At 62.7% G+C, this 22,452-nt stretch carries 18 protein-coding genes; 5 read left to right on the forward strand and 13 right to left on the reverse strand.

Annotation, left to right across the window (positions count from 1 at the left end; genetic code table 11):
• Positions 1–2: 2 nt before the first annotated feature.
• From AC6I6U_RS07640 to dksA, 12 genes are all read right to left on the reverse strand, one after another.
• Positions 3–2,933 carry a DUF748 domain-containing protein gene (locus tag AC6I6U_RS07640; RefSeq protein ID WP_497881375.1) on the reverse strand — a complete coding sequence of 977 codons (2,931 nt, stop codon included), beginning with the start codon at positions 2,931–2,933 and terminating at the stop codon, positions 3–5.
• A gap of 109 nt (positions 2,934–3,042) precedes the next feature.
• Positions 3,043–4,059 carry a class I SAM-dependent rRNA methyltransferase gene (locus AC6I6U_RS07645; RefSeq protein WP_497881376.1) on the reverse strand — a complete coding sequence of 339 codons (1,017 nt, stop codon included), beginning with the start codon at positions 4,057–4,059 and terminating at the stop codon, positions 3,043–3,045.
• 124 nt (positions 4,060–4,183) lie between these two features.
• Complete coding sequence (gene pgi, locus AC6I6U_RS07650) at positions 4,184–5,848, reverse strand: glucose-6-phosphate isomerase (RefSeq protein WP_497881377.1); 1,665 nt, start codon at positions 5,846–5,848, stop codon at positions 4,184–4,186.
• A gap of 304 nt (positions 5,849–6,152) precedes the next feature.
• Positions 6,153–7,013, reverse strand: a complete 861-nt coding sequence (gene panC, locus AC6I6U_RS07655) for a pantoate--beta-alanine ligase (protein WP_497881378.1) — start codon at positions 7,011–7,013, stop codon at positions 6,153–6,155.
• A complete protein-coding gene (gene panB / locus AC6I6U_RS07660; protein WP_497881379.1) occupies positions 7,010–7,810 on the reverse strand; it encodes a 3-methyl-2-oxobutanoate hydroxymethyltransferase in 801 nt (266 codons plus the stop codon). The genes panC and panB overlap by 4 nt, the downstream gene beginning before the upstream one ends.
• A gap of 342 nt (positions 7,811–8,152) precedes the next feature.
• Positions 8,153–8,635, reverse strand: a complete 483-nt coding sequence (gene folK / locus AC6I6U_RS07665) for a 2-amino-4-hydroxy-6-hydroxymethyldihydropteridine diphosphokinase (protein ID WP_497881380.1) — start codon at positions 8,633–8,635, stop codon at positions 8,153–8,155.
• Between the two features lie 4 nt (positions 8,636–8,639).
• Positions 8,640–10,028 carry a polynucleotide adenylyltransferase PcnB gene (locus tag AC6I6U_RS07670; protein WP_497881381.1) on the reverse strand — a complete coding sequence of 463 codons (1,389 nt, stop codon included), beginning with the start codon at positions 10,026–10,028 and terminating at the stop codon, positions 8,640–8,642.
• 725 nt (positions 10,029–10,753) lie between these two features.
• Complete coding sequence (locus AC6I6U_RS07675) at positions 10,754–12,190, reverse strand: sigma-54-dependent transcriptional regulator (protein WP_497881382.1); 1,437 nt, start codon at positions 12,188–12,190, stop codon at positions 10,754–10,756.
• Positions 12,191–12,212: 22 nt separating this feature from the next.
• The gene (locus tag AC6I6U_RS07680; protein WP_497881383.1) at positions 12,213–15,167 is read right to left on the reverse strand and encodes a sensor histidine kinase; all 2,955 of its coding nucleotides are present in this window, start codon (positions 15,165–15,167) and stop codon (positions 12,213–12,215) included.
• Positions 15,151–15,327: a hypothetical protein gene (locus tag AC6I6U_RS07685; protein ID WP_003176118.1), complete on the reverse strand. Its 177-nt coding sequence runs from the start codon at positions 15,325–15,327 to the stop codon at positions 15,151–15,153. Before AC6I6U_RS07685 ends, AC6I6U_RS07680 begins: the two co-directional genes overlap by 17 nt.
• A gap of 76 nt (positions 15,328–15,403) precedes the next feature.
• On the reverse strand, positions 15,404–16,303 hold the full coding sequence (gene gluQRS, locus AC6I6U_RS07690) for a tRNA glutamyl-Q(34) synthetase GluQRS (protein WP_497881384.1): 900 nt from the start codon (positions 16,301–16,303) through the stop codon (positions 15,404–15,406).
• A 96-nt stretch (positions 16,304–16,399) separates the two neighbouring features.
• Complete coding sequence (gene dksA / locus AC6I6U_RS07695; protein ID WP_497881385.1) at positions 16,400–16,843, reverse strand: RNA polymerase-binding protein DksA; 444 nt, start codon at positions 16,841–16,843, stop codon at positions 16,400–16,402.
• A 308-nt stretch (positions 16,844–17,151) separates the two neighbouring features.
• Here dksA and AC6I6U_RS07700 point away from each other — a divergent pair, with 308 nt between their 5' ends.
• Together AC6I6U_RS07700 and sfsA are read left to right on the forward strand one after the other, a co-directional pair.
• Positions 17,152–18,324 (forward strand): pyridoxal phosphate-dependent aminotransferase, encoded by a 1,173-nt coding sequence (locus AC6I6U_RS07700; protein ID WP_497881386.1) that lies wholly within the window; start codon positions 17,152–17,154, stop codon positions 18,322–18,324.
• Complete coding sequence (gene sfsA, locus AC6I6U_RS07705; protein ID WP_497881387.1) at positions 18,324–19,031, forward strand: DNA/RNA nuclease SfsA; 708 nt, start codon at positions 18,324–18,326, stop codon at positions 19,029–19,031. Before AC6I6U_RS07700 ends, sfsA begins: the two co-directional genes overlap by 1 nt.
• Here the strand turns inward: sfsA and AC6I6U_RS07710 are convergent.
• Positions 19,028–19,345 carry a Rieske (2Fe-2S) protein gene (locus tag AC6I6U_RS07710; protein ID WP_497881388.1) on the reverse strand — a complete coding sequence of 106 codons (318 nt, stop codon included), beginning with the start codon at positions 19,343–19,345 and terminating at the stop codon, positions 19,028–19,030. The genes sfsA and AC6I6U_RS07710 overlap by 4 nt on opposite strands.
• Before the next feature lie 217 nt (positions 19,346–19,562).
• On the opposite strand from AC6I6U_RS07710, the gene AC6I6U_RS07715 reads away from it, so the two are divergent.
• The 3 genes from AC6I6U_RS07715 to AC6I6U_RS07725 are packed head-to-tail and all read left to right on the forward strand — an operon-like array spanning position 19,563 to position 22,239.
• Positions 19,563–20,438 carry a heme/hemin ABC transporter substrate-binding protein gene (locus AC6I6U_RS07715; RefSeq protein ID WP_497881389.1) on the forward strand — a complete coding sequence of 292 codons (876 nt, stop codon included), beginning with the start codon at positions 19,563–19,565 and terminating at the stop codon, positions 20,436–20,438.
• Positions 20,439–20,488: 50 nt separating this feature from the next.
• Positions 20,489–21,472: a FecCD family ABC transporter permease gene (locus AC6I6U_RS07720; protein WP_497883000.1), complete on the forward strand. Its 984-nt coding sequence runs from the start codon at positions 20,489–20,491 to the stop codon at positions 21,470–21,472.
• On the forward strand, positions 21,472–22,239 hold the full coding sequence (locus AC6I6U_RS07725) for a heme ABC transporter ATP-binding protein (RefSeq protein WP_497881390.1): 768 nt from the start codon (positions 21,472–21,474) through the stop codon (positions 22,237–22,239). The genes AC6I6U_RS07720 and AC6I6U_RS07725 overlap by 1 nt, the downstream gene beginning before the upstream one ends.
• Positions 22,240–22,452 lie beyond the last annotated feature (213 nt).

Genomic DNA, 22,452 nt, shown 5'->3' on the forward strand with positions numbered 1-22,452 from the left:
GATTACTCGCTGTCCAGGTGCAATGGGGTGATGATACGGCCATCGCTTTCGGCTTCTCCGAGCGTGGCGTCGATGAAGTAGACACGGTCGTCCTGCAGTTGCCCCTTGTCCACCAGGAAGTCCTTGATGCTGCTGGCTCGATCCTGGCCGAGTTTGCGCAGCAGCACGGCATTGCCACTCCAGTTTTTCAGCACACCTTCGCGGAGCTTGGCGGTACGTTCGTCGCGGCCCAGCTGCGCCCATTCGGCCGGTGGCTGCTGCTTGAGCAAGTTGCGATAGATACCTTCGAGCATCGGCGCCTTCTCATCCTCCGGTACCTGCAACTGCGCCGCCTGGGCCGGAACCTTATCGCCGCGGCGCTGGAGCATCTTGTAGTAGGTCGCCTGGTACTCGCGCTCCAGGCGTTGCTGGGCAATCAGCATGCCATCACTGCTCTGGGCGCTGGTACCCTCGATTTCCAGGCGCAGGTTCGGGCGCTCTTTGAGCGCGGCGGCCAGTTTGGTCAGCGACGACTCGGCGTCCTTGCTCAGGTCGCTGGAGCCGGGAGTAAACGCCACGTTACTCAGGTCCTGGGCGTCGCCACCGGCAATCAGCCCACCGATGAACTTGAAGGGCGCGGCGGCGGCACGGACGATCAGGTTGCGAAAGGTCTGCCAGACGATCGGCATCACGCTGAACTGCGGATTGTTCAGGTCGCCGGAAACCGGTAATTCGATGGATATCTTGCCATCGACGTCCTTGAGCAGGGCGATGGCCAGCTTGATCGGCAGGTCGACGGCATCCGGGCTGTCGACTTTCTCACCCAGTTGCAATTGCTCGACCACCAGTTTGTTTTCAGCCTTGAGCTGGCCCTTGGTGATCAGGTAATGCAGGTCGAGGTTGAGCCGACCCTTGCGGATACGATAGCCGGCGAACTTGCCGGAGTAGGGGGTCAGCGTGGTCAGCTCGACCCGTTTGAAACTGGTGGCGATATCCAGGCTGGCCATCGGGTCGAAGGGGTTCAGCGCGCCCTTGATGGTCACTGGCGCATAACGGTCGACCTTGCCCTTGACGTCGACATCCGCCGGTTTCGCCTGGCGGCTGTCGATGGTACCGATCTGGCCGTTGAGTTGCTGGACGGCGGTGGCGAAGTTGGGCGTCAGGCTGAAGTCGGCGAAGTTGGCCGAGCCGTCGTTGATGGCAATACCGCCGATGCGGATACCCAGAGGCTTGCTGTTCGATGGTGCGGGCTTGGCGGCGGACTTCTTGCCGCTGCTGGGCGGCTGCGGAATCAGCAGGTCATCGACGTTGGTGCTGCGGTCGTCGTTGATCATGAAGCGCGCATAAGGCTGGTACAGGCTGACCTTGTCGATCGACAGGGCGTCACCGTGCTGGTAGTTCAGGCCGTCGACCTGCAGCTTCTGCCATTTGACGAAGTCCCGGCTCTTGAGGGTATCGAGTGTGTGCATCTGGTCGACCTGGGCCCGTCCGGTGATGCTGAAGGCCAATGGGTCGACGCTTTTGAGGTTGACGTCGAGGTCGCTGCCCAGCATGCCGCTGCGCACTTCCAGGCGAATGAATGGCTCGACGTAGGCTTGCGCTACCCGCAGGTCGATGTCTTTTGTGTTGACCTTCAATTTTGCGCTGATGGGGTTCAGGTTGACTTCGCCGCTTGCCAGGACCTTGCCCTGTTTACCCAAGCCGGTGTCGAGCTTGAGGGTGAAGGGTGACTGGTTCAGGCTGTCGAAGTTCTGCAGGTCCAGGTTCAGCGGTCCAACCTCGAGCGCGACCGGTGTCTTGTTGGCCCGATCGGCCAGATGGACGCGGTAGTCGCGCAGTTGCACATCCTTGAGCAGCACCTGCCATGGCTTGCTTGGCGCGGCCGGAGCCGGAGCCGGCGGCGGAGCGTCGGCGGTGGCAGGTTCGGGTTTCTTCGGCTCGGGCTTGGACGTTTGGCTGGCGAACAGCTTCTGCCAGTCCAGTTGGCCGTCGGCCTCCCGAGCGGCCCAGGTTTCCAGCTTGTTGCTGTGGATCTTGCCGACCACCACCTGCTGCTTGGCCAGGTCGACGGTGGTTTCGCTCACGTCCAGGCGTTCCAGGCGTGCCAGCTGACGGCCGTCGGGGGCCTTGATGGCGAACGGGGCAACGCTGACCGAGGCGTTGCTCAGTTGCATCTCGGTTTCCTTGGCGAGGCTGAGCTTGTAGTCGGTGCTGAGGTTCAGGATGCCGTCTTCCAGAACCAGCGGCAGGGCATCACGCACATAAGGCCACCAGAGCTTCATCTTGCCGTCGGTGACTTTCAGCGAACCTTCGGAGGTGATTGGCGTCAGGCTGAAGTTGCCCTTCCAGTCAATGCGCCCACCCTCTGGACCGGCGGCCACCAGCACCATGTCGGCACTGTCGTCGGGCAGGGTGCTGAGGTTTTTCAGTTGCAGGTCCAGCTTGTCGTAGATGAACTCGATCGGCTCGCTGGGGCGCAGGTCCTGGAAGTGCAGGTAGCCGTCGGCCAGGGCGATCTTGTCGATGCGCACGGGGAACGGCTTGGCATTCGGGTCGGCCGGCGTCGGTTCGCTGGCCGGCAGTTTGAACAGCTGGGCCAGGTTCAGCGTACCGTCCTTGTTGAAGGACACTTCGGTATGGGGCTTGTCGAGCTGGATCTCTGCCAGGTGCAGGGCGTGGGTCCAGAGGCTGTCGATCTGCAGGTTGACGTACAGGCGCTCGAACGCGACCTGTTCCTTGCCCGGCTCACCGATATTCAGGCCCCACAGCGTCACTTCGAGGCTGAACGGGTTGAGCTCCAGGCGCTGGAGCTTGGCCGGTACCGTGGCGTAGTTCGCCAGTTGCTGATTGGCGATGCGCAACGCCACGCCCGGCAGGATGAAAAAGCCCAGCACGGTGTAGAGTGCGAGGACGGTCAGCAAGGCGCCGAGGGCGCGTTTCAATCCTTTGGACATGTGATGCGTCGTCTTTCTCAGTCGAAGATGCCTTGGAGTATGGCACGCGTTTATGGTTGCGAAGCAATCGCCTTTTTTCTTCGCGGACCACGGTTTTCTGGCGTCATTTCTAGAGTTGCAGAATCAGGATTTTCAGCGGTGGCTGGCCGTCGCTGGAAGGGAAGTCCGCGGCAGGTTTGAGCACCTGCCAGTCGCGCACGGGCCTGCCGGCTTTTTCCGCACAACGCAGGACCTGTTCACGCCAGTCATCCATGCCGACCTTCGCCAGGTTGTTGCAGCAGATCAGCACGCCACCCTCGGCGGTGGCCAGCAGGGCGGGCTTGAGCAGGCTCTGATAGTCACGCAGCAGGTCGACCGTACCGAAGGCGCTCTTGGCCCAGGCGGGTGGATCGAGCAGCACGAGGTCGTACTGGCGTTGTTCCAGGCGTGGATAGCTCGGCAGTTTCTGGCCCCGGCGTTGGGCAATCGGCAGCCCGGCCAGTTGGCGGATGGCCGGGAAGTAGTCGGACTGGATGAACTGCATGCCTGGCAGTTCTGGATTGAGCAGGCCATTCTCACGGCCCACGGCCAGGTTGCCCTCGGCGAAGTCGAGGTTGCAGACTTCCCGCGCGCCCCCGGCCGCAGCGCTCAGGCCGACGCCACAGGTATAGGCGAACAGGTTGAGCACGCTCTTGCCACGGCTGTGTTGCTTGACCCAGCCACGGGCATTGCGCAGGTCGAGGAACAGCAGTGGGTCTTGTCCTGCGTGGCGGCCACGAACGCGATAGTTGAGACCCCACTCATGACCGACCAGGTCGGCAAGGGCGTTGTCCTCGGCCCGGTAGATGGGATCTTCCCGGTCGATTCGCGAGTTGCCGTGGGAGCGGTCGTTATAGACCAGCAGGGTTTGCAGTCCCAATGCCTGGTTGACGACGTCGTGTGCGGCGAGCAATGCCTCGCGATCGAGCGTCTGGTGGAAGCTCTGTACCAGCAGTTGCGGACCGTAGCGATCGAAGGTCAGGCCGCCTGCACCTTCCTGGCTGCCATGGAACAGTCGGTAGCAGTCGGTACCTTGGGCATGGAGTTCGGCCAGCAGGTCCTGGCGTTGGTCAAGAGCGGCGCGCAGCGCCTGGTTCAAGGAAGACATGGAGCGCGCCTTGGGTCGGAATTGGCGCGCAATTCTACCAGCCTTTTGTCACCCCGGCCTTTCCCGTCACCCGCGTTGCGCGGGGAGGAGAGGCGGCCGTGCCGAAGCGCGACCGCCGTCGGGGTCAGCCGCGATGGCGGCCGCGGAAGTAGTTGATCAGGCCCTGGGTCGAGGCATCCTCGGCCGCGGACTCTTCACTGCCGGTCAGGCGGTTGTAGACGCCCTTGCCCAGCTCCTTGCCCAATTCCACGCCCCACTGGTCGAAGGCGTTGATACCCCAGATCACGCTCTGCACGAACACCTTGTGTTCATACATCGCCACCAGGGCGCCAAGACGACGCGGGCTGATGCGTTCGACCACCAGGGTGTTGCTCGGACGGTTGCCCGGAATCACCTTGTGCGGTGCCAGCTTCTGCACGTCGGCCTCGCTCATGCCTTTCTCACGCAACTCGGCTTCGGCCTCGGCGCGGGTCTTGCCGAGCATCAGTGCCTGGCTCTGCGACAGGCAGTTGGCGTACAGCCACTGGTGGTGGTCGGCGACCGGGTTGAAGCTGACGATCGGCACGATGAAGTCGGCCGGGATCAACTGAGTGCCCTGGTGCAGCAGTTGGTGGTAGGCGTGCTGGCCGTTGCAGCCGACGCCACCCCAGATCACCGGACCGGTATCGGTCGACACCGGCGTGCCGTCCTGGCGCACGCTCTTGCCGTTGGATTCCATGTCCAGCTGTTGCAGGTGCTTGGTGATGTTGCGCAGGTAGTGGTCGTACGGCAGGATCGCGTGGCTCTGCGCACCCCAGAAGTTGCCGTACCAGACGCCCAGCAGGGCCAGCAGCACCGGCATATTCTGTTCGAACGGCGCGTTCTGGAAGTGCTGGTCCATGGTGTAGGCACCGGACAGCAGTTCCTTGAAGTTCGACATGCCGATCGCCAGGGCGATTGGCAGGCCGATGGCCGACCACAGCGAGTAGCGCCCGCCGACCCAGTCCCACATCGGGAAGATGTTCTCTTCGCGGATACCGAAGGCGACGGCGGCGGCATTGTTGCTCGATACCGCGATGAAGTGCTTGTACAGCTCGGCCTCGGAACCGCCCTGGGCCAGGTACCAGTCACGTGCGGCGCGTGCGTTCTTCAGGGTTTCGAGGGTGGTGAAGGTTTTCGACGAGACGATGAACAGGGTGGTCTCGGCGCGGATCTTCGCCGACAGCTCGTGGAATTCGCTGCCGTCGATATTCGCCAGGTAATGGCAGCGCACACCCTTGTGGGTGTAGGACAGCAGGGCTTCGGAGACCAGCTCCGGGCCGAGGAACGAACCACCGATGCCGATGTTCACCACGTCGGTGATCGGTTTCTCGGTGTAACCGCGCCACAGGCCATCGTGAATCTTGCCGACCAGCTCGGTCATCTGATTCAGCACTTTGTGCACGTCGGGCATCACGTTCACGCCGTTGACCGACAGCTTGTCGCCCACCGGGCGGCGCAGCGCGGTGTGCAACGCCGGGCGGCCTTCGGAGGAGTTGACCGGTTCGCCGGCGAACAGCGCCTTGATCGCGCCTTGCAGATCGACTTCGTTGGCCAGGCCGACCAGCAGGTTGCGGGTCTCGCTGGTGATCAGGTTCTTGGAGTAGTCGAGGAACAACCCGCAGCTGCTGAGCGTGAACTGATTGAAGCGCTGCGGATCGGCATTAAAGGCTTCGCGCATGCTGAAGTTGTGCATGTTTTCGCGGTGTTGATTCAGCGCCTGCCAGGCGGGCAGAGCGGTCACGTCGTGAGGAGTGCGGTAGTACGCCATCGCTGCGGATTTCCTTTTACGAGAACTGCCTTTTGGACATTTGGCTTTTTTGGACATCAGAAATGCCGGAACGTCCTGCCCTTATGGGTGGCAGTGTCCGGCAACCTGCGTCGGCACGGTTGGAGACGCAGCGCGATTACAGTAAACCTCGCGCAGGCATCTGTCTTGGCTTTGTCTGTCCTTTTCCCGGTACTTTTTCGCACTCATCCGGGTTTCCGGCAGGCAGGCGAGGAGTCCGGAAATCGTATAGAAGTCCAGGTGCGGCGGCAGTTTGCCCGAACCCTGGGGTCCGGGCAATCGCTGCTCAGGCTGGCGTGTCGAGGTTAAGGTGCAGGTTGTCGATCAGGCGGGTGGTGCCGAGGAAGGCGGCGACCAGGATCACCAGGTCGCGGTCCTGCGCGGTAGCCGTGCGCAGGTTCAGGGCGTGGCGGATTTCCAGGTAGTCCACGCGCAAACCGGCGCTCTCGATCAGCTTGGCTTGCTCGGCGAGCAGTTTCGGATAATCACGCTCTCCCTGTTCGATGGCTGTGGCGATCAGGCTCAGGCTACGATACAGGGCAGGGGCGGCGGCGCGGTCGGTTTCGCTGAGGAAACCGTTGCGCGAGGACAGTGCCAGGCCGTCGGCGGCACGGACCGTCGGCTCGCCGATGATCTGGATCGGCATGTTCAGGTCATGGACCAGGGCGCGAATCACCGCCAGTTGCTGGAAGTCCTTCTGGCCGAACACGGCCAGGTCCGGCTGGACCATGTTGAACAACTTGCTGACGACGGTCGCCACGCCTTCGAAGTGCCCGGGACGGCTGGCGCCGCACAGGCCTTCGGACAACTGCGGGACGCTGACCCGGGTCTGTCCGGCCATGCCATCGGGATACATTTCTTCGACGGTTGGCGCGAACAGCAGGTGGCAGCCGGCTTCCAGCAGTTTTTCCTGGTCGGCGGCGAGGGTCCGCGGGTACTTGTCGAGGTCTTCGTTGGCGCCGAACTGCAGCGGGTTGACGAAGATGCTCGCGACCACGAAGTCGACCCGCTGTGCGGCCTTGGTCACCAGCGCGGCATGGCCGGCATGCAGGTTGCCCATGGTCGGGACGAAGCCGATGCGCTTGCCTTCGCTGCGGGCGCGCGCGACGGCGGCTCGCAGTTCACGGACGGTCTTTACTGTATTCATGCCGAAAACCCATGTTCGGGTCCAGGGAAGGTGACCGCCTTGACTTCGCTGACGTAGGCGCCGAGGGCGGCCTGGATGCTGGTCTGGCCGGCCATGAAGTTTTTCACGAACTTGGGTACGCGACCGCTGATGGACAGCCCAAGCATGTCGTGCAGCACCAGCACCTGGCCGTCGGTGGCACTGCCGGCACCGATACCGATGACCGGCACTTTCACCGCCTGCGTGATTTCCGCCGCCAGGTCGCTTGGCACGCATTCCAGCAGGATCATCGCGGCACCGGCCTGTTCCAGGGCAATGGCGTCGGCACGCATCTGCCGTGCCTGGGCCTCGCCGCGGCCCTGGACCTTGTAGCCGCCGAAGATGTTCACCGACTGCGGGGTCAGGCCCATGTGCGCGCACACCGGCACACCACGCTCGGCCAGCAGGCGAATGGATTCGGCCAGCCAGGCGGCACCCTCGACCTTGACCATGTTGGCGCCGGCCTGCATCAGCTGGGCGCTGTTGTGCAGGGTCTGTTCGACGGTGGCGTAGGCCATGAACGGCAGGTCGGCGACGATGAACGCGCCCTGGTTGCCGCGCTTGACGCTGGCGGTGTGGTACGCGACTTCGGCCACAGTCACTGGCAGTGTGCTGTCATGCCCTTGGGAAACCATGCCCAGCGAATCGCCAATCAGCAGCACTTCGACGCCAGCCTCGCAACTGGCCTGGGCGAAGGTGGCGTCATAGCAAGTCAGCATGGTGATTTTCTCACCTTTCTGCTTGAGGCTTTGCAAGGTGGTCAGGGTAATGTCTGGCATGAAAAAGTCCTCTTCAGGCGCTGTGCAAATTACTGCGAGTAACGCGCGTGATTCGTCATTTATACAGGCGCACGTTCTTTTGTCGTGCTTATAAAGCCTGGATTGCGCCCTTCAACGCCGCAGGGGCGGCAACGGGACGCCTATAGTCGTGAGGAGGACAGGGGAAGTCAATCGTGTGTGTTACCGCAATGTTACGGGGGGAGTGTTACCGCTGTAACTGATGCGATTCAGCAGGAGGCGACAGAGGTGGGGGAGCGAGCCAGCTGTAGGAGCGGGGGCTTGCCCGCGAAGCTTTTGCACGCTTCAAGGGCCAATTCGCGGGCACGTCGCGCTCCTGCAGAGTTACGGGGCCAGGCGCTCCAGGCCGACGAACGGGCATTCGGCGAGCAATGTCTGCAAGCGGCGGCCATCGGCCAGTTGCAGGTCGGCCGGGGCTAATTCTGCCAGCGGGTACAGGACGAACGGACGGGCCTGCATGTGATAGTGCGGGACCTTCAGGCGCGGTTCGTCGATCAGGCGCTCACCGAACAACAGGATATCCAGGTCCAGCGTGCGCGGGCCCCAGCGTTCGTGGCGTTCGCGGCCCTGATCGATCTCGATGCGCTGCAGGGCGTCGAGCAGATCCAGTGGCGCCAGACGACTATCGAGGGCCGCCACCGCGTTGGTATAGCGCGGTTGGCCGGGCAGCAGCGAATCACTCTGGTAGAACGCGGAAACCCCGGCCAGTTGACTGTCCGGCAGCTCGGCCAGGGCCTGTACCGCGTTGCGCAACTGTTCTGCCGGGTCGGACAGGTTGCTGCCCAGGCCGATATAGACGCGCTCCATTACTTCACTCTTCCGAGCCGGCGGTACGCTTGCGCTTGCCGGCATTGCTGCGTCGACGCTTGCGTGGCGCACCACTGCTGTCTTCCTTGCCGCTGAGGTCGCGGATCATGTCGCGACGGCCAGCGTCATTGGCGTCCTGGTAATCGGTCCACCATTCACCCAGGCCATCGGTCTGCTCGCCAGCGGTTTCGCGTAGCAGCAGGAAGTCGTAGCCGGCGCGGAAGCGCGGGTTGTCCAGCAACTGGTCGGCGCGCTTGCCGCTGCGGCGTGGCAGGCGCTCCTGCATGTCCCAGATTTCCCGGATCGGCATGGTGAAGCGCTTGGGGATCGCAATGCGCTGGCATTGCTCGCTGATCAATTCGTGAGCAGCTTCCTGCATCGCCGGAATCGGCGGCATGCCACGCGATTGCAGGCGCAGCACCCGCGCTGGCAACGCTGGCCACAGCAGGGCGGCAAACAGGAACGCCGGGGTGACCGGCTTGTTCTGCTTGATGCGCAGGTCGGTGTTGATCAGCGCCTGGCTGATCAGCGTATGGGTGTAGGTCGGGTTGTGTTCCAGCGCTTCGAAACTGGCAGGGAACAACGGCTCGAACAGGTTCAGGTCGACCAGCATCTCGAAGGTGTCGGCGGCATGGCCGGAAAGGAACAGCTTGAGCACTTCCTCGAACAGCCGCGCCGACGGAATCTCGCGCAGCAGCGCTGCCAGGTCGCGGATAGGCGTGACCGTGTGCCGTTCGATGCCGAAATCGAGCTTGGCGGCGAAGCGCACGGCCCGCAGCATCCGCACCGGGTCTTCCTGGTAGCGGCGGACCGGGTCGCCAATCAGGCGGATCAGCCGGTTGCGGATATCGTGCACGCCATTGGCATAGTCGAGGATCCGTTCGCTGACCGGGTCGTAATACAGGGCGTTGATCGTGAAGTCGCGGCGCTGGGCGTCGTCTTCCAGGGTGCCATAGACGTTGTCGCGCAGGATACGCCCGCTTTCATTGCGGGAGGACTGGTTGCTGTCCTCCTCGTCTTCATCCTGAGGATGATTGGCGCGGAAGGTGGCGACCTCGATGATTTCGCGACCGAAGTGAATGTGCACCAGCTTGAACCGACGCCCGATGATGCGGGCGTTACGGAACTCGGCACGAATCTGTTCCGGCGTGGCGCTGGTGGCAACGTCGAAGTCCTTGGGCGTGATGCCCAGCAACATGTCGCGTACACAGCCGCCGACCAGGTAGGCCTGGTAGCCGGCACTCTGCAGGCGCTCGACGATATTCACCGCATACCGGCTGAACTGGGCCTTTTGCAGCGAATGCTGGCTGCTGTTAAGCACTTCAGGGGTGCTGCGCTTATGTTGCGTGCGACGCACGGGAGAACGGAATGACTGGAACAGCTTCTTCAGCATGGGATGCACTGTTTGAAGGAATATTCGGCGAGCACGGAAAATGGCCGCATGATGGGCGGGGATTCTAGCATTTAGTCGAGGGATGGTGTAGGACGCTGCGGGAGAGTGCTCAAGGAGAGCCAGGAGCCAGGTGTGGCGGGCTTGATGGGGCATATTGCGGAAACTACAAGGGGAGCCGAAGCTCCCCCAGAAGTAGTTGCGTGCTCTTTTTATTATGGTCGCGGGCTTTTTGTTTTTGTTGATCGCCCTGTGTCACGGGTTTCTAACCCTGTGACGCCTCCCATTCGGGAGATAAGAGCAAACGGATTGCTTTGGTCGCTGTGTCGTCATGATCCGTGGATCCAACCAGTTCAGGCTCTGCTTTGAGTGCAGTTCTTGTTGTTCTCAGCCTGGTTGCGGGGCAAGCCCCAAATACAACGCCTCTCCAAAAGAATCAGTTAGCTGCGCCTCCGCCGTGTTGTTCTTGTTATGCGTGAGTCGATTCGTCTTATTTTTATTGTCTTGTACGTCTGCTTGTTATTGTTTTTGTACTAAGCATATAGCAGATGCCGTGCCAACTTTTTCGATGTCCAGCAAAACCGGGGGTTTCGAGGATTTTTCGGTTTTTGGGGCCCGAAAAAAAGCCGGGCTTCGTTACCGATAGACCCGGCTTTTGTTACGTGAAAAATCTGCGGTAACAGTTTTTTCACATCTGGGGGTGTTACCCGTGGGGCTGGCTCCCCCACTCAGCTTTCGCTGGTCGCCCCGGTTTTACGCCGTGGGATGCCCAGGCGCTGGCGACGTTCCCACAGGCACTTGCGGCTGACCCCGAGCTTGCGGGCCAGTTCGGTTTCGGTCATGTGGTCCTGATGCTCGAGGACGAAGTGCTGGAAGTAGTCTTCCAGCGACAGGTCTTCGGTCGGCTCATGGCTGGTGTTGGCCGGGTTGCCGGGCACCGGCGCGAGGCCGATGAATTCCTCTTCCTCGAGGTCGCTCAGTTCGATGTCGATACCCAGCAGATCGGCCGAGATTTCCGGGTTCTCGCAGAGGATCACCGCGCGCTCGACCGCATTCTCCAGTTCCCGGACGTTACCCGGCCAGGAGTAATGGCGGATCGCTTGCTCGGCATCCGCTGCAAACTTGAGATCGTTACGGCCGATGCGGGCACTCTGGCGGGCGAGGAAGGCGTTGGCGATTTCGTTGACGTCCGCACCACGCTCGCGCAGGGCGGGCAGTTTCAGTGCAATCACGTGCAGGCGGTAATACAAGTCTTCGCGGAACTGGCCGATCTTGGCCAGGCTCTTGAGGTCGCGGTGGGTCGCGGCGATCAGGCGCACGTCGACCTTCTGCGACTGGACCGAGCCGACCCGGCGAATTTCGCCTTCCTGCAGCACCCGCAGCAGGCGGGCCTGGGCTTCCAGTGGCAGTTCGCCAATTTCGTCGAGGAACAGGGTGCCGCCGTCAGCGGCTTCCACAAGTCCGGCACGACCGGCGCTGGCACCGGTGAATGCGCCTTTCTCGTGGCCGAACAATTCGGATTCGATCAGCGTTTCCGGAATGGCCGCGCAGTTCACCGAAATCATCGGCGCCTTGGCCCGCTTGGACAGGTTGTGCAGGGCGCGGGCGACCAGTTCCTTGCCGGTGCCCGACTCGCCCTGGATCAGCACGTTGGAATCGGTGGGCGCGACCTTGCGGATCTTGCCGTAGAGATCCTGCATGGGAGGGCAGGAGCCGATGATGCCGATTTCGCCGTTACTGTTACCGCCGGTGGATTTCTCCGCCGCACCGCCGCTCTTCGGCGCACTGCGTTCTGCCGGGGCGGCCTGGCCGTTCTGGCGATCGCGCAGGATACGCGCCACGGCCTGCAGCATCTCGTCGTGATCGAAAGGCTTGGCGATGTAGTCCACCGCGCCCATCTTCATCGAGTCGACGGCCGAACGCAGGCTGGCGTAGCTGGTCATGATCAGCACCGGGGTGCCCTGGCCGAGCTTGATCAGTTCGGTACCGGGGGCACCGGGCAGGCGCAGGTCGCTGACGATCAGGTCGAACGAGGGAATGCTGAAGCGTTCCTGGGCTTCCTGTACCGAGCCGGCCTCGCTGACCTGGTACTGATTGCGCTCCAGCAGGCGACGCAGTGCGGAGCGGATGATGGTTTCGTCTTCGACGATCAAAATGTGCGGCATTGATTCGGTTCTCTCGACGGTCTCAGTTCACAGCGGACGTCGCTTCGACATGACGGGGCAAAGTAATCCGGATACGGGTGCCACGTTGGCTTTCGGTGTCAGCCGGGCTGTCGATGGTGATTTGTCCATAATGCTCTTCAACGATGGAATAGACCAGTGCAAGGCCCAGTCCGGTGCCTTCGCCAGGATCCTTGGTGGTGAAGAAGGGTTCGAACAATCGATCCATGATGTTCTTCGGGATACCACTGCCTTCATCTTCGACGATCAGATCGACGGTATGTTCGGAGGCTTCGCTCTTGACCCGTACCGCGCTGCCGGCGGGCGACGCGTCACGGGCATTGGACAACAGGTTGATCAGCACCTGGGCCAGGCGCTGCGGATCGCCCTCGACGTAATGGTCCGGGTCGCAGAGGTTGAAGAACTGTACTTCGAAATTGCGTCGGTTCAGGGCCAGCAGACCAATGGCATCCTGCGCAACCTCGGCCAGGCACACCGCCTCGTCGTTGTGCTGGTGGCTGCCGGCGTGGGCAAAGCTCATCAGCGACTGGACGATACGCGAGACGCGCTTGGTCTGTTCGAGGATCTGTCCGCTGATCTCGGTGATCTCGCCGTCCTCCTCGCGCTCCTCGCGCAGGTTCTGCGCCAGGCAGGCGATACCGGTGATCGGATTGCCGATTTCATGGGCAACACCGGCCGCCAGGCGGCCAATACTCGCCAGGCGTTCGGAGTGGACCAGCTTGTCTTCGAGCATCTGCGTTTCGGTCAGGTCCTCGACCAGCAGCACCAGGCCGCTGTTGCCGGGCGCCAGCGGTTCGTCGATCGCCGCCTTGTGCAGGTTCAGCCAGCGGGTCTGACCATCGAGCGCCAGGTGCTGCTTGTGCAGGTGTTCGTCCGGGAGGTTGATGAAGCCTTGCAGCAATCCTCTCCACGGTTCGCCCAGGGTCGGCAGGCGCGAGCCGACCACCCGTTGCGCGGCGACGCCGGTCAGCTCCTCCATGGCCCTGTTCCACATCAGGATCTCCTGATCCTTGGCCAGCGAGCAGACCCCCATCGGCAGTTCCTGCAGGGTCTGGCGGTGGTAGCGGCGCAAGGCATCGAGTTCGGCGGCCAAGCCCGTCAGGCGCGAGTGGTAATCCTCGAGGCGGCTCTCGATGAAGTGGATGTCCTCGGTGACATAGCTTTCGCCACCGGCCTTGTAGGGCAGGAAGGTCTCGACCATGTCCTGGGCCACGCTGGGGCCCATCAGGCCGGACAGGTTGGCCTCGATCCGGTCGCGCAGGCGACGCAGGGCATAGGGGCGGCGTTCGTCGAACGGCAGGTAGAGGTCGCGCAGGGCCTGTTCGACTTCCTTCTGCGCGGCCTTGGCCCCCAGCGGCTTGGCCAGTTGCGTGGCGAACTCCTGGGGCGAGGCCGCATGCAGTTCTCGGCGTTGCGGGCGACGGACGTTGTCGACCGCGCAGGCTTCGGCGGCGCTGGCCTCCTCGGCACTGGCGTTGCTGAACAGCGAGACCAGGGTGAACATCAGCACGTTGGCCGCCAGCGAGGCGATGGCCGCCATATGCCAACTGGTGTCGTTCAGTACGTAGATCATGTTCAGCAAGGGAATATAGAAACCCTGCAGGTTGCCGATCAGCGGCAACATCATGGTCACCATCCAGACCAGGACGCCAGCCAGCAGGCCGGCGATGAAACCGCGCCGATTGGCGGTCGGCCAGTACAGGACCGAGAGCACCCCCGGCAGGAATTGCAGGGTGGCGACGAAGGCGACGATACCCAGGTTGGCCAGGTCCTGCTCAGCTCCCAGCAGCAGGTAGAAGCCATAGCCGGCCATGATGATCGCGACGATCAGGGCGCGGCGGGTCCACTTCAGCCAGCGGTAGATGTTGCCTTCGGCGGGCGGCTGGTAGAGCGGCAGCACCAGGTGGTTCAGGGCCATGCCGGACAGCGCCAGGGTGGTGACGATGATCAGCCCGGTGGCCGCCGAGAGCCCGCCGACGTAGGCCAGTAGGGCCAGGGCCGGGTTGTTGGCGGCGATGCCGATGCCCAGCGTGAAGTATTCCGGATTGGTGGTGGCGCCCAGCTTCAAGCCGGCCCAGAGAATCAGGGGTACGGCCAGGCTCATCAGCAGCAGGAACAGGGGCAGGCCCCAGCTGGCGCTGACCAGCGAGCGCGGGTTGAGGTTTTCGGTGAAGGCCATGTGATACATGTGCGGCATCACGATGGCCGAGGCGAAGAACACCAGCAGCAGGGTCCGCCAGGGGCCTTCCTGCAGCGGCGTGTGCAGGGCGGCGAGGGCGGTCTGGTTCTGCAACAGCCACAGCTCGAGCTGTTGCGGACCGTCGAACACCCCGTAGAGGGCATAAAGGCCGACGCCGCCGATAGCCACCAGTTTGATCACCGACTCGAAGGCGATCGCGAACACCAGGCCCTGGTGTTTTTCCCGGGTGGCGATATGCCGGGAACCGAAGAAAATCGTGAACAACGTGATCAGGGCGCAGAAGCTCAGGGCCACGCGATGTTGTACCGGCTCGCGGGTGAGAATGCCGATGGAGTCGGCCACCGCCTGGATTTGCAGCGCCAGCAATGGCAATACGCCGATCAGCATGAACACCGTGGTCAGTGCGCCGGCCCAAGTGCTGCGAAAACGGAAGGCGAACAGGTCGGCCAGCGATGACAGCTGATAGGTGCGGGTGATCTTCAGGATCGGGTACAGCAGCACCGGTGCCAGCAGGAAGGCGCCGGACACACCGAGGTAGCTGGAGAGGAAACCGTAGCCATATTGATAGGCCAGGCCAACGGTTCCATAGAACGCCCAGGCGCTGGCATAGACCCCCAGCGACAGGGTGTAGGTCAGCGGGTGGCGAATGATCGAGCGGGGAATCACGCCCCGTTCGCTGATCCAGGCAATGCCGAACAGCGCCAGCATGTACAAGGCGCTGATCAGCAGCATCTGCGTCAGGCTAAAGCTCATCGGCATCTTTTTGGCTCTGCAGGATGAAGGTCACGACGATCAGGATCAGCCAGAGCAGGTAAGGCCGATACCAGGCGCCTGTCGCGTCGATCCACCAATCCATGATCGCTGGCGAGAACAGGTAGATCCCGACGACCAGGAGCAGGACCAATCGATAGATGTACATCCTGGCCTCTCTTTTTTATGACGTGCCCGAAAACGTGCGGCGATGGTAACGGATGGGCGCCAACCTGCAAGAGGCGTCAGTGCAATTGCGCCTCGGCCAGGGTCGCGACCCGTGGAATCAGTGTGGCATTCCAGTGGCGAATTCCCCAGTCGAGTACTTCCCGAGGGGTGGCCTGCTCCAGTTCCGCAGGGGGCTTCTGGCCCAGGGTTCGCAGGGCACGCAGCAGCAACGGCGTGGCCTGGTCGCCGGTCAGCGGTGGGGAGCGATACGACTTGCCGAGCTTGTTGCCGTCCGGCTGGATGATCAGCGGGACGTGCAGGTAGCGTGGTTGCGGCAGGCCGAGCAATTCCTGCAGGTAGAGCTGGCGCGGTGTCGAGTCCAGCAGGTCGGCGCCGCGGACGATGTCGGTCACCCCTTGCCAGGCGTCGTCGAGCACCACCGCCAACTGGTAGGCATAGAAACCGTCGCGGCGACGAATCACGAAGTCGCCGGCCTCGCGGCCCAGGTGCTGGCGGAACTCGCCCTGGACCCTGTCCTGGAAGCCGTAGTTGAGTTCCGGGACCCGCAGGCGGATGGCGGCGTTTTCGCTGGCATGCCCGAGGTTGCGGCACAAGCCTGGATAGATTCCGCCATAGGCCTCCAGCTCCTTGCGTGAGCAGGTGCAGGCGTAGGCCAAGCCCTGGCTGAAGAGGCGGTCGAGTACCCGGGCGTAGGCGTCGTGGCGGTCGCTTTGGCGGATCAGTTCGCCGTCCCACTCGAAGCCGTAGCGCTCCAGCGCATCGAGGATCGCTGCCTGGGCGCCAGGCACCTCCCGTGGCGGGTCGAGGTCTTCCATGCGCAGCAGCCAGCGACCACCGACCGCGCGGGCATCCAGGTAGGACGCCAGCGCCGCGACCAGCGAGCCGAAGTGCAAGTGTCCACTGGGAGTAGGGGCGAAGCGCCCGATATAGGCAGGAGAGGCAGTCAGGGCAGTCATGGCGAGCAGGGTACTGGAGAATCCGCAGGTGATGCGAGCAAACGCAGAAACGAAAACGGAGCGTTCACACGCTCCGTTCGTTCAGTTCGGCGAGGATTACTTGCCGACCTGTTTTTCCTTTATTTCTGCAAGGGTCTTGCAGTCGACGCACATGTCGGCGGTCGGCCGGGCTTCCAGTCGGCGGATGCCAATCTCGACGCCGCAGGACTCGCACCAGCCGTACTCTTCATCCTCGATGAGTTGCAGGGTCTTGTCGATTTTCTTGATCAGCTTGCGTTCGCGGTCGCGGGCGCGCAGTTCGAGGCTGAATTCCTCTTCCTGGCTGGCGCGGTCGACGGGATCGGGAAAGTTGGCCGCTTCATCTTTCATGTGGTCAACGGTGCGGTCGACTTCCTGCATCAGGTCCTGCTTCCACTTCTGCAGGATCTTAGTGAAGTGCTTGCGCATGGGCTCACCCATGTATTCCTCGCCCTTGCTTTCAACATAGGGTTCGAAGCCGCTGATCGACTGGATGCTTTGCTGCTTTGCTTGGGTGGGCATGAATGGACCGCCTCTACTCTTCTAATCCATTGCGCAGGATTTCAACGTCACCGACACCTGCCGGCCCTGCGGCTGCAAGCGGGCGAACTTACCAGATCAAATCGGGGCGCGCTACTCCCGGTTGTCGAGCCTGGCAGGACGGAAAGGCCGATAATTCATTTTAGTCAATGCTGGGCATGATGTCGGAATGCTTCGCTATTGGTCTTCATGGACTTCGGCGACGTTTTAAAGGTTCCCGGCCGTTCATGGTCGGGTAAAATCAGATTTTGCCCAACCCGATTTTGCCCACACGAATGCAAGGAAGGCCAATGACTCAGTCCTACAGTGCGCGCAGCCGCGCGATCGAACCGTTTCACGTCATGGCTCTGCTGGCGCGCGCCAACGAGTTGCAGGCTGCCGGGCACGACGTGATCCACCTGGAGATCGGCGAGCCGGACTTCACCACCGCCCAGCCGATCATCCAGGCCGGCCAGGCCGCCCTGGCGGCGGGGAAGACGCGCTATACCGCCGCTCGCGGCCTGCCGGAACTGCGCGAGGCGATCTCCGGTTTCTACCAGCAACGTTATGGGCTCACCGTCGATCCACAGCGCATCCTGGTCACGCCGGGTGGCTCTGGTGCGTTGCTGTTGGCCAGCAGCCTGCTGGTAGACCCTGGCAAGCACTGGCTGCTGGCCGATCCGGGCTACCCCTGCAATCGCCACTTCCTGCGTCTGGTCGAGGGGGCTGCACAGTTAGTACCGGTCGGACCGGATGTCCGCTACCAACTGACTGCCGAGCTGGTGGATCGTCATTGGAACCAGGACAGCGTTGGCGCCTTGGTTGCATCTCCGGCGAACCCGACCGGAACCTTGTTGAACCGTGACGAATTGGCAGGACTATCAACCGCAGTGAAGGCCCGTGATGGCCACTTGGTGGTTGATGAGATCTACCACGGGCTGACCTATGGTTGCGACGCCACCAGCGTGCTTGAAGTGGACGACAGTGCTTTTGTCCTGAATAGCTTTTCCAAATATTTCGGCATGACCGGCTGGCGCCTGGGTTGGCTGGTGGCTCCCCCCGAGGCGGTTCCAGAACTCGAGAAGCTGGCGCAGAATCTTTACATCAGTGCCCCGAGCATGGCCCAGCATGCCGCCCTGGCCTGTTTCGAACCAGACACCCTGAGCATTCTCGAAGAGCGCCGGGCCGAATTTGCCCGGCGCCGGGATTTCCTCCTGCCGGCGCTGCGCGAGCTGGGTTTCGGCATTGCGGTTGAGCCCGAGGGGGCGTTCTACCTTTATGCGGATGTCAGCGCGTTTGGCGGCGATGCCTTCGCGTTCTGCAAGCATTTCCTGGAGACCGAACATGTGGCATTCACGCCGGGCCTGGACTTCGGTCATCACCTGGCCAGCCATCATGTGCGGTTTGCCTATACCCAGAGCCTGCCGCGTCTTCAGGAGGCGGTGGAGCGGATCGCCCGTGGCTTGCGGAGCTGGCAAGGCTGATGCGCTTTTCTCCCGCACTCGAAGAAGGACGGCTGATCAAGCGCTATAAACGCTTCCTGGCGGATATCGAGACCGCCAGTGGCGAGTTGCTGACGATCCACTGTCCGAATACCGGCTCGATGCTCAATTGCATGGTCGAGGGTGGGCAGGTGTGGTTCAGCCGCTCCAATGATCCCAAGCGCAAACTGCCCGGTACCTGGGAAATCGGCGAGACCCCCCAGGGGCGGTTGGCGTGCATCAACACCGCGCGGGCCAACCCGCTGATCGAGGAAGCCTTGCGTGCCGGGCTGATCAGCGAGCTCGACGGGTTCACCGGGTTGAAGCGCGAAGTCGCCTACGGCCAGGAAAACAGCCGGATCGATTTTCGTCTTGACTACCCGAGCGGCTCCGCATTCGTCGAGGTGAAAAGCGTTACCCTGGGTTTCGACGGCACTGCGGTGGCGGCGTTTCCCGATGCGGTCACCCAGCGTGGCGCCAAGCATCTGCGCGAGTTGGCCGCCCTGGCGCGGGAAGGTGTGCGGGCAGTGCAACTGTATTGCGTGAACCTGACGGGGATCGAGGCGGTGCGTCCTGCACAGGAAATCGATCCGGCCTACGCCCTGGCACTGCGCGAGGCGGTGGCGGCGGGGGTCGAGGTGCTCGCCTACGGTGTCAGCCTGACGGCCGAGGAAGTCCGCGTGGATCGGCGCTTGCCGGTGCTGCTCTAGGCGCGCACCCAGACCCCCTCGGCGTCTTCCCGGCAGGCCAGTGCGGTCAGCGTTTGACCGGCGCACGGGCCGGCCACGCATTCACCACTTTCGATCAGGAACAGTGCGCCATGGCTGGCGCACTGGATCAGGCTGGCACTGGCATCGAGAAACTGGTCGGGTTGCCATTCCAGGGCGATGCCGCGATGCGGACAGCGATTGCGGTAGACATACACCTGGCCTTCACGACGCACGGCCAACAAGGGGCTGCCGTCCAGCTCGAAGCCACGGCTGCTGTTATTGGCGAGGGTGTCTGAAGTGCAGAGAAATTTCATGTCGACCTTTTTTGTCTCGATCCTTTGCAAGCTGTTCTTGCCTTTCTACGGGAAGGATAAGGCAATCGAAGGTGTGGGGCGAAGCCTGTGACAAGAGATGTTTCAGGTTGACGGTCAAATGCAAATAATTATCAAATAGCTGTTTACCCAAGGGGGAGAGTGTTGCCTTCCTACCTTTGGCCTTGTCGCTCGATCACCTTCGAAGGATATTTGCCCCATGCGTCTGAGTTCACGTCTGATTGCCCTGGGAGCCGCGTTATCGCTCAGCCACGCGGTGCTGGCAGGTGAGTTGCCGCAGCGCTGGGTCAGTGCCGGTGGCGCGTTGTCGGAGTGGGTCAGTGCACTGGGTGCGGAGTCGCGGCTGGTGGGCGTCGACACCACCAGCCGGCACCCCGAAACGCTCAAGGCTTTGCCGAGTATCGGTTACCAGCGTCAGTTGTCGGCGGAAGGCATCCTGAGCCTGCGCCCGCAGATTCTGATCGGTACAGAGGAAATGGGCCCGCCCCCGGTATTGGCGCAGGTCCGTGGGGCCGGGGTGCAGGTCGAGCTGTTCTCTGCCGAACCGGATTTGCCGACCCTGCAAGGCAACCTGCAGCACCTGGGCAAGTTGCTGGGTAACGAAGAGCGTGCCGCACAATTGTTCCTGGGCTACCAGCAACAGCTCGATCAGCAGCAGGTTTCGGTCAGGCAACTGCAAGCCCGGCAATCATCGCCTGGCGTGCTGTTGTTGATTGGGGGCGCTGGTGGCAAGCCGCTGATCGCCGGCAAGGGCACCGCTGCCGAGTGGTTGGTGACCCAGGCGGGTGGGCATAACCTGGCGACCCACAATGGCTACAAGCCATTTTCGGTCGAAGCCCTGGCCGGTTTGAGCCCCGAAGTGCTGGTGTTCGCCGATCGCAGCCTGACGGGCGATGCTGCCCGCCAGGCGCTGATGAAAGACAACCCGATTCTTGCCTCGACCCCGGCCGCCAAGACCGGTCGGGTCTTCGAGCTTGACCCGACCCTGCTGGTCGGTGGGCTCGGTCCGAGGTTGCCCGAGTCGCTGAAAAAACTCACCGATGAGTTTTACGCGAAGGCCCCGGTCGCACCATGACCGTGCTGGTCAAGCCTCGTGCCTTGTTCATCGGCCTGGGCCTGTTGTGTCTGCTGGCTGCCTGGCTGTCGCTGGCGCTGGGGCCGGTCAGCCTGCCCCTGATCGATGTCTTGCGGGCGGCCTTGCGGCTGCTCGGTTTTCCGCTGCCGGCCGAGGGGCTGGAGCAGGCCGAACTGATCCTCGGGCAGATCCGCCTGCCGCGGACCTTGCTGGGGTTGGCGGTGGGTGGGGTACTGGCGTTGTCGGGCGTCGCCATGCAGGGGTTGTTTCGCAATCCGCTGGCTGACCCCGGGCTGGTGGGCGTCTCCAGTGGGGCGGCGTTCGGCGCGGCAATTGCGATTGTCGGCGGTGCGGCGTTTGGCGGATTGCCGGAGATGATGGGGCCTTATCTGTTGTCGCTCTGCGCCTTTCTTGGTGGACTCGGGGTGACGGCGCTGGTCTATCGGTTGGGGCGGCGCAATGGCCAGACCAGCGTCGCCGTCATGTTGCTGGCGGGGATTGCCCTGACTGCCCTGGCCAGCTCGGCGGTCGGGCTGTTCACCTATCTGGCCGACGACGCGACCTTGCGTACCCTGACCTTCTGGAACCTGGGCAGCCTCAACGGCGCCAGCTACGCGCGACTGTGGCCGCTGCTGCTGGTCACGGCCGGCGTGGCGCTCTGGCTGCCACGTCGGGCCAAGGCCCTGAATGCACTGCTGCTTGGTGAGTCGGAAGCCAGTCACCTGGGTATCGATGTCGAAGGGCTCAAGCGCGAGCTGGTCCTGTGCACGGCCCTGGGCGTTGGCGCGGCAGTCGCGGCTGCGGGCATGATCGGTTTCATCGGCCTGGTGGTACCGCACCTGGTTCGGCTGTTGGCCGGTCCGGATCATCGGATACTGCTGCCGGCCTCGGTGCTGGCGGGGGGCGGCCTGTTGCTGTTCGCGGATCTGGTGGCACGCCTGGCGCTGGCCCCGGCGGAATTGCCGATCGGTATCGTGACGGCATTCCTGGGGGCGCCCTTCTTTCTGTATCTGCTATTGCGAGGGCGGGCCTGATGCTGCGAGCGGAGAAGTTGACGGTCTGCCGTGGCTCGCAGGTCGTGCTGGCGGACATCGATCTGCAGCTCAAGCCAGGAGAGCTGCTGGGCGTGCTTGGGCCGAACGGTGCCGGCAAGAGCACGTTGCTCGGCGCCCTGAGTGGCGAACTGGCGCCGACCGAGGGCGGTGTCTGGCTGGACCAGCAGCCCCTGGCTCACTGGAAGGGCGCGCAGCGCGCCCAGCGCCTGGCGGTATTGCCGCAGACCTCGACGCTTGATTTCGCTTTTCGCGTCGAGGAGGTCGTCGGCATGGGGCGCCTGCCGCACCAGACCGGCCAACGGCGAGACCAGGAGATCATCAGCGAGGCCCTGCAAGCAGCCGATGCCGCTCATCTGGCCGGGCGCAGCTATTTGGCGTTATCCGGTGGCGAGCGCCAGCGTGTCCACCTGGCGCGGGTGCTCGCACAACTCTGGCCGGGGCATGCCGGCCAGACCTTACTGCTCGACGAGCCGACCTCGATGCTCGATCCCCTGCATCAGCACACCACCCTGCAGGCGATTCGCGAGTTTGCCGACCGTGGCGCCACGGTGCTGATCATCCTGCATGACCTGAATCTGGCGGCGCGTTACTGCGATCGGCTGCTGCTTCTGGAAAGTGGCCGTCCCCGAGCCCTGGCCAGTCCCGCGCAGGTTTTGCAGGGCGACACACTCAAGGCGGTGTTCGGCCTGGAGGTGTTGGTGTTGTCTCACCCTGAGCGTGGGCATCCGCTGATCATTGCGCGCTGAGGGGAGGGCGGACTGCTGCGTCAGTCAATCCTTCTATCAACTGTAGGTTGGATCGGAAATGACCTCTGTCTGAGCTTGTAGCCTGCTTTTCATGAGATATCTGTGCCGCTAGACACAGATATCTCCTGTTCTTTTGTAGTCCGGGTCTTTGTCCTTGGCGCACCACGATTTCCTCCTGATGACTCCTTTATTGTGTCCACGGCGTGTATTGCG

Source organism: Pseudomonas sp. UTLPPB19802, assembly GCF_059730225.1.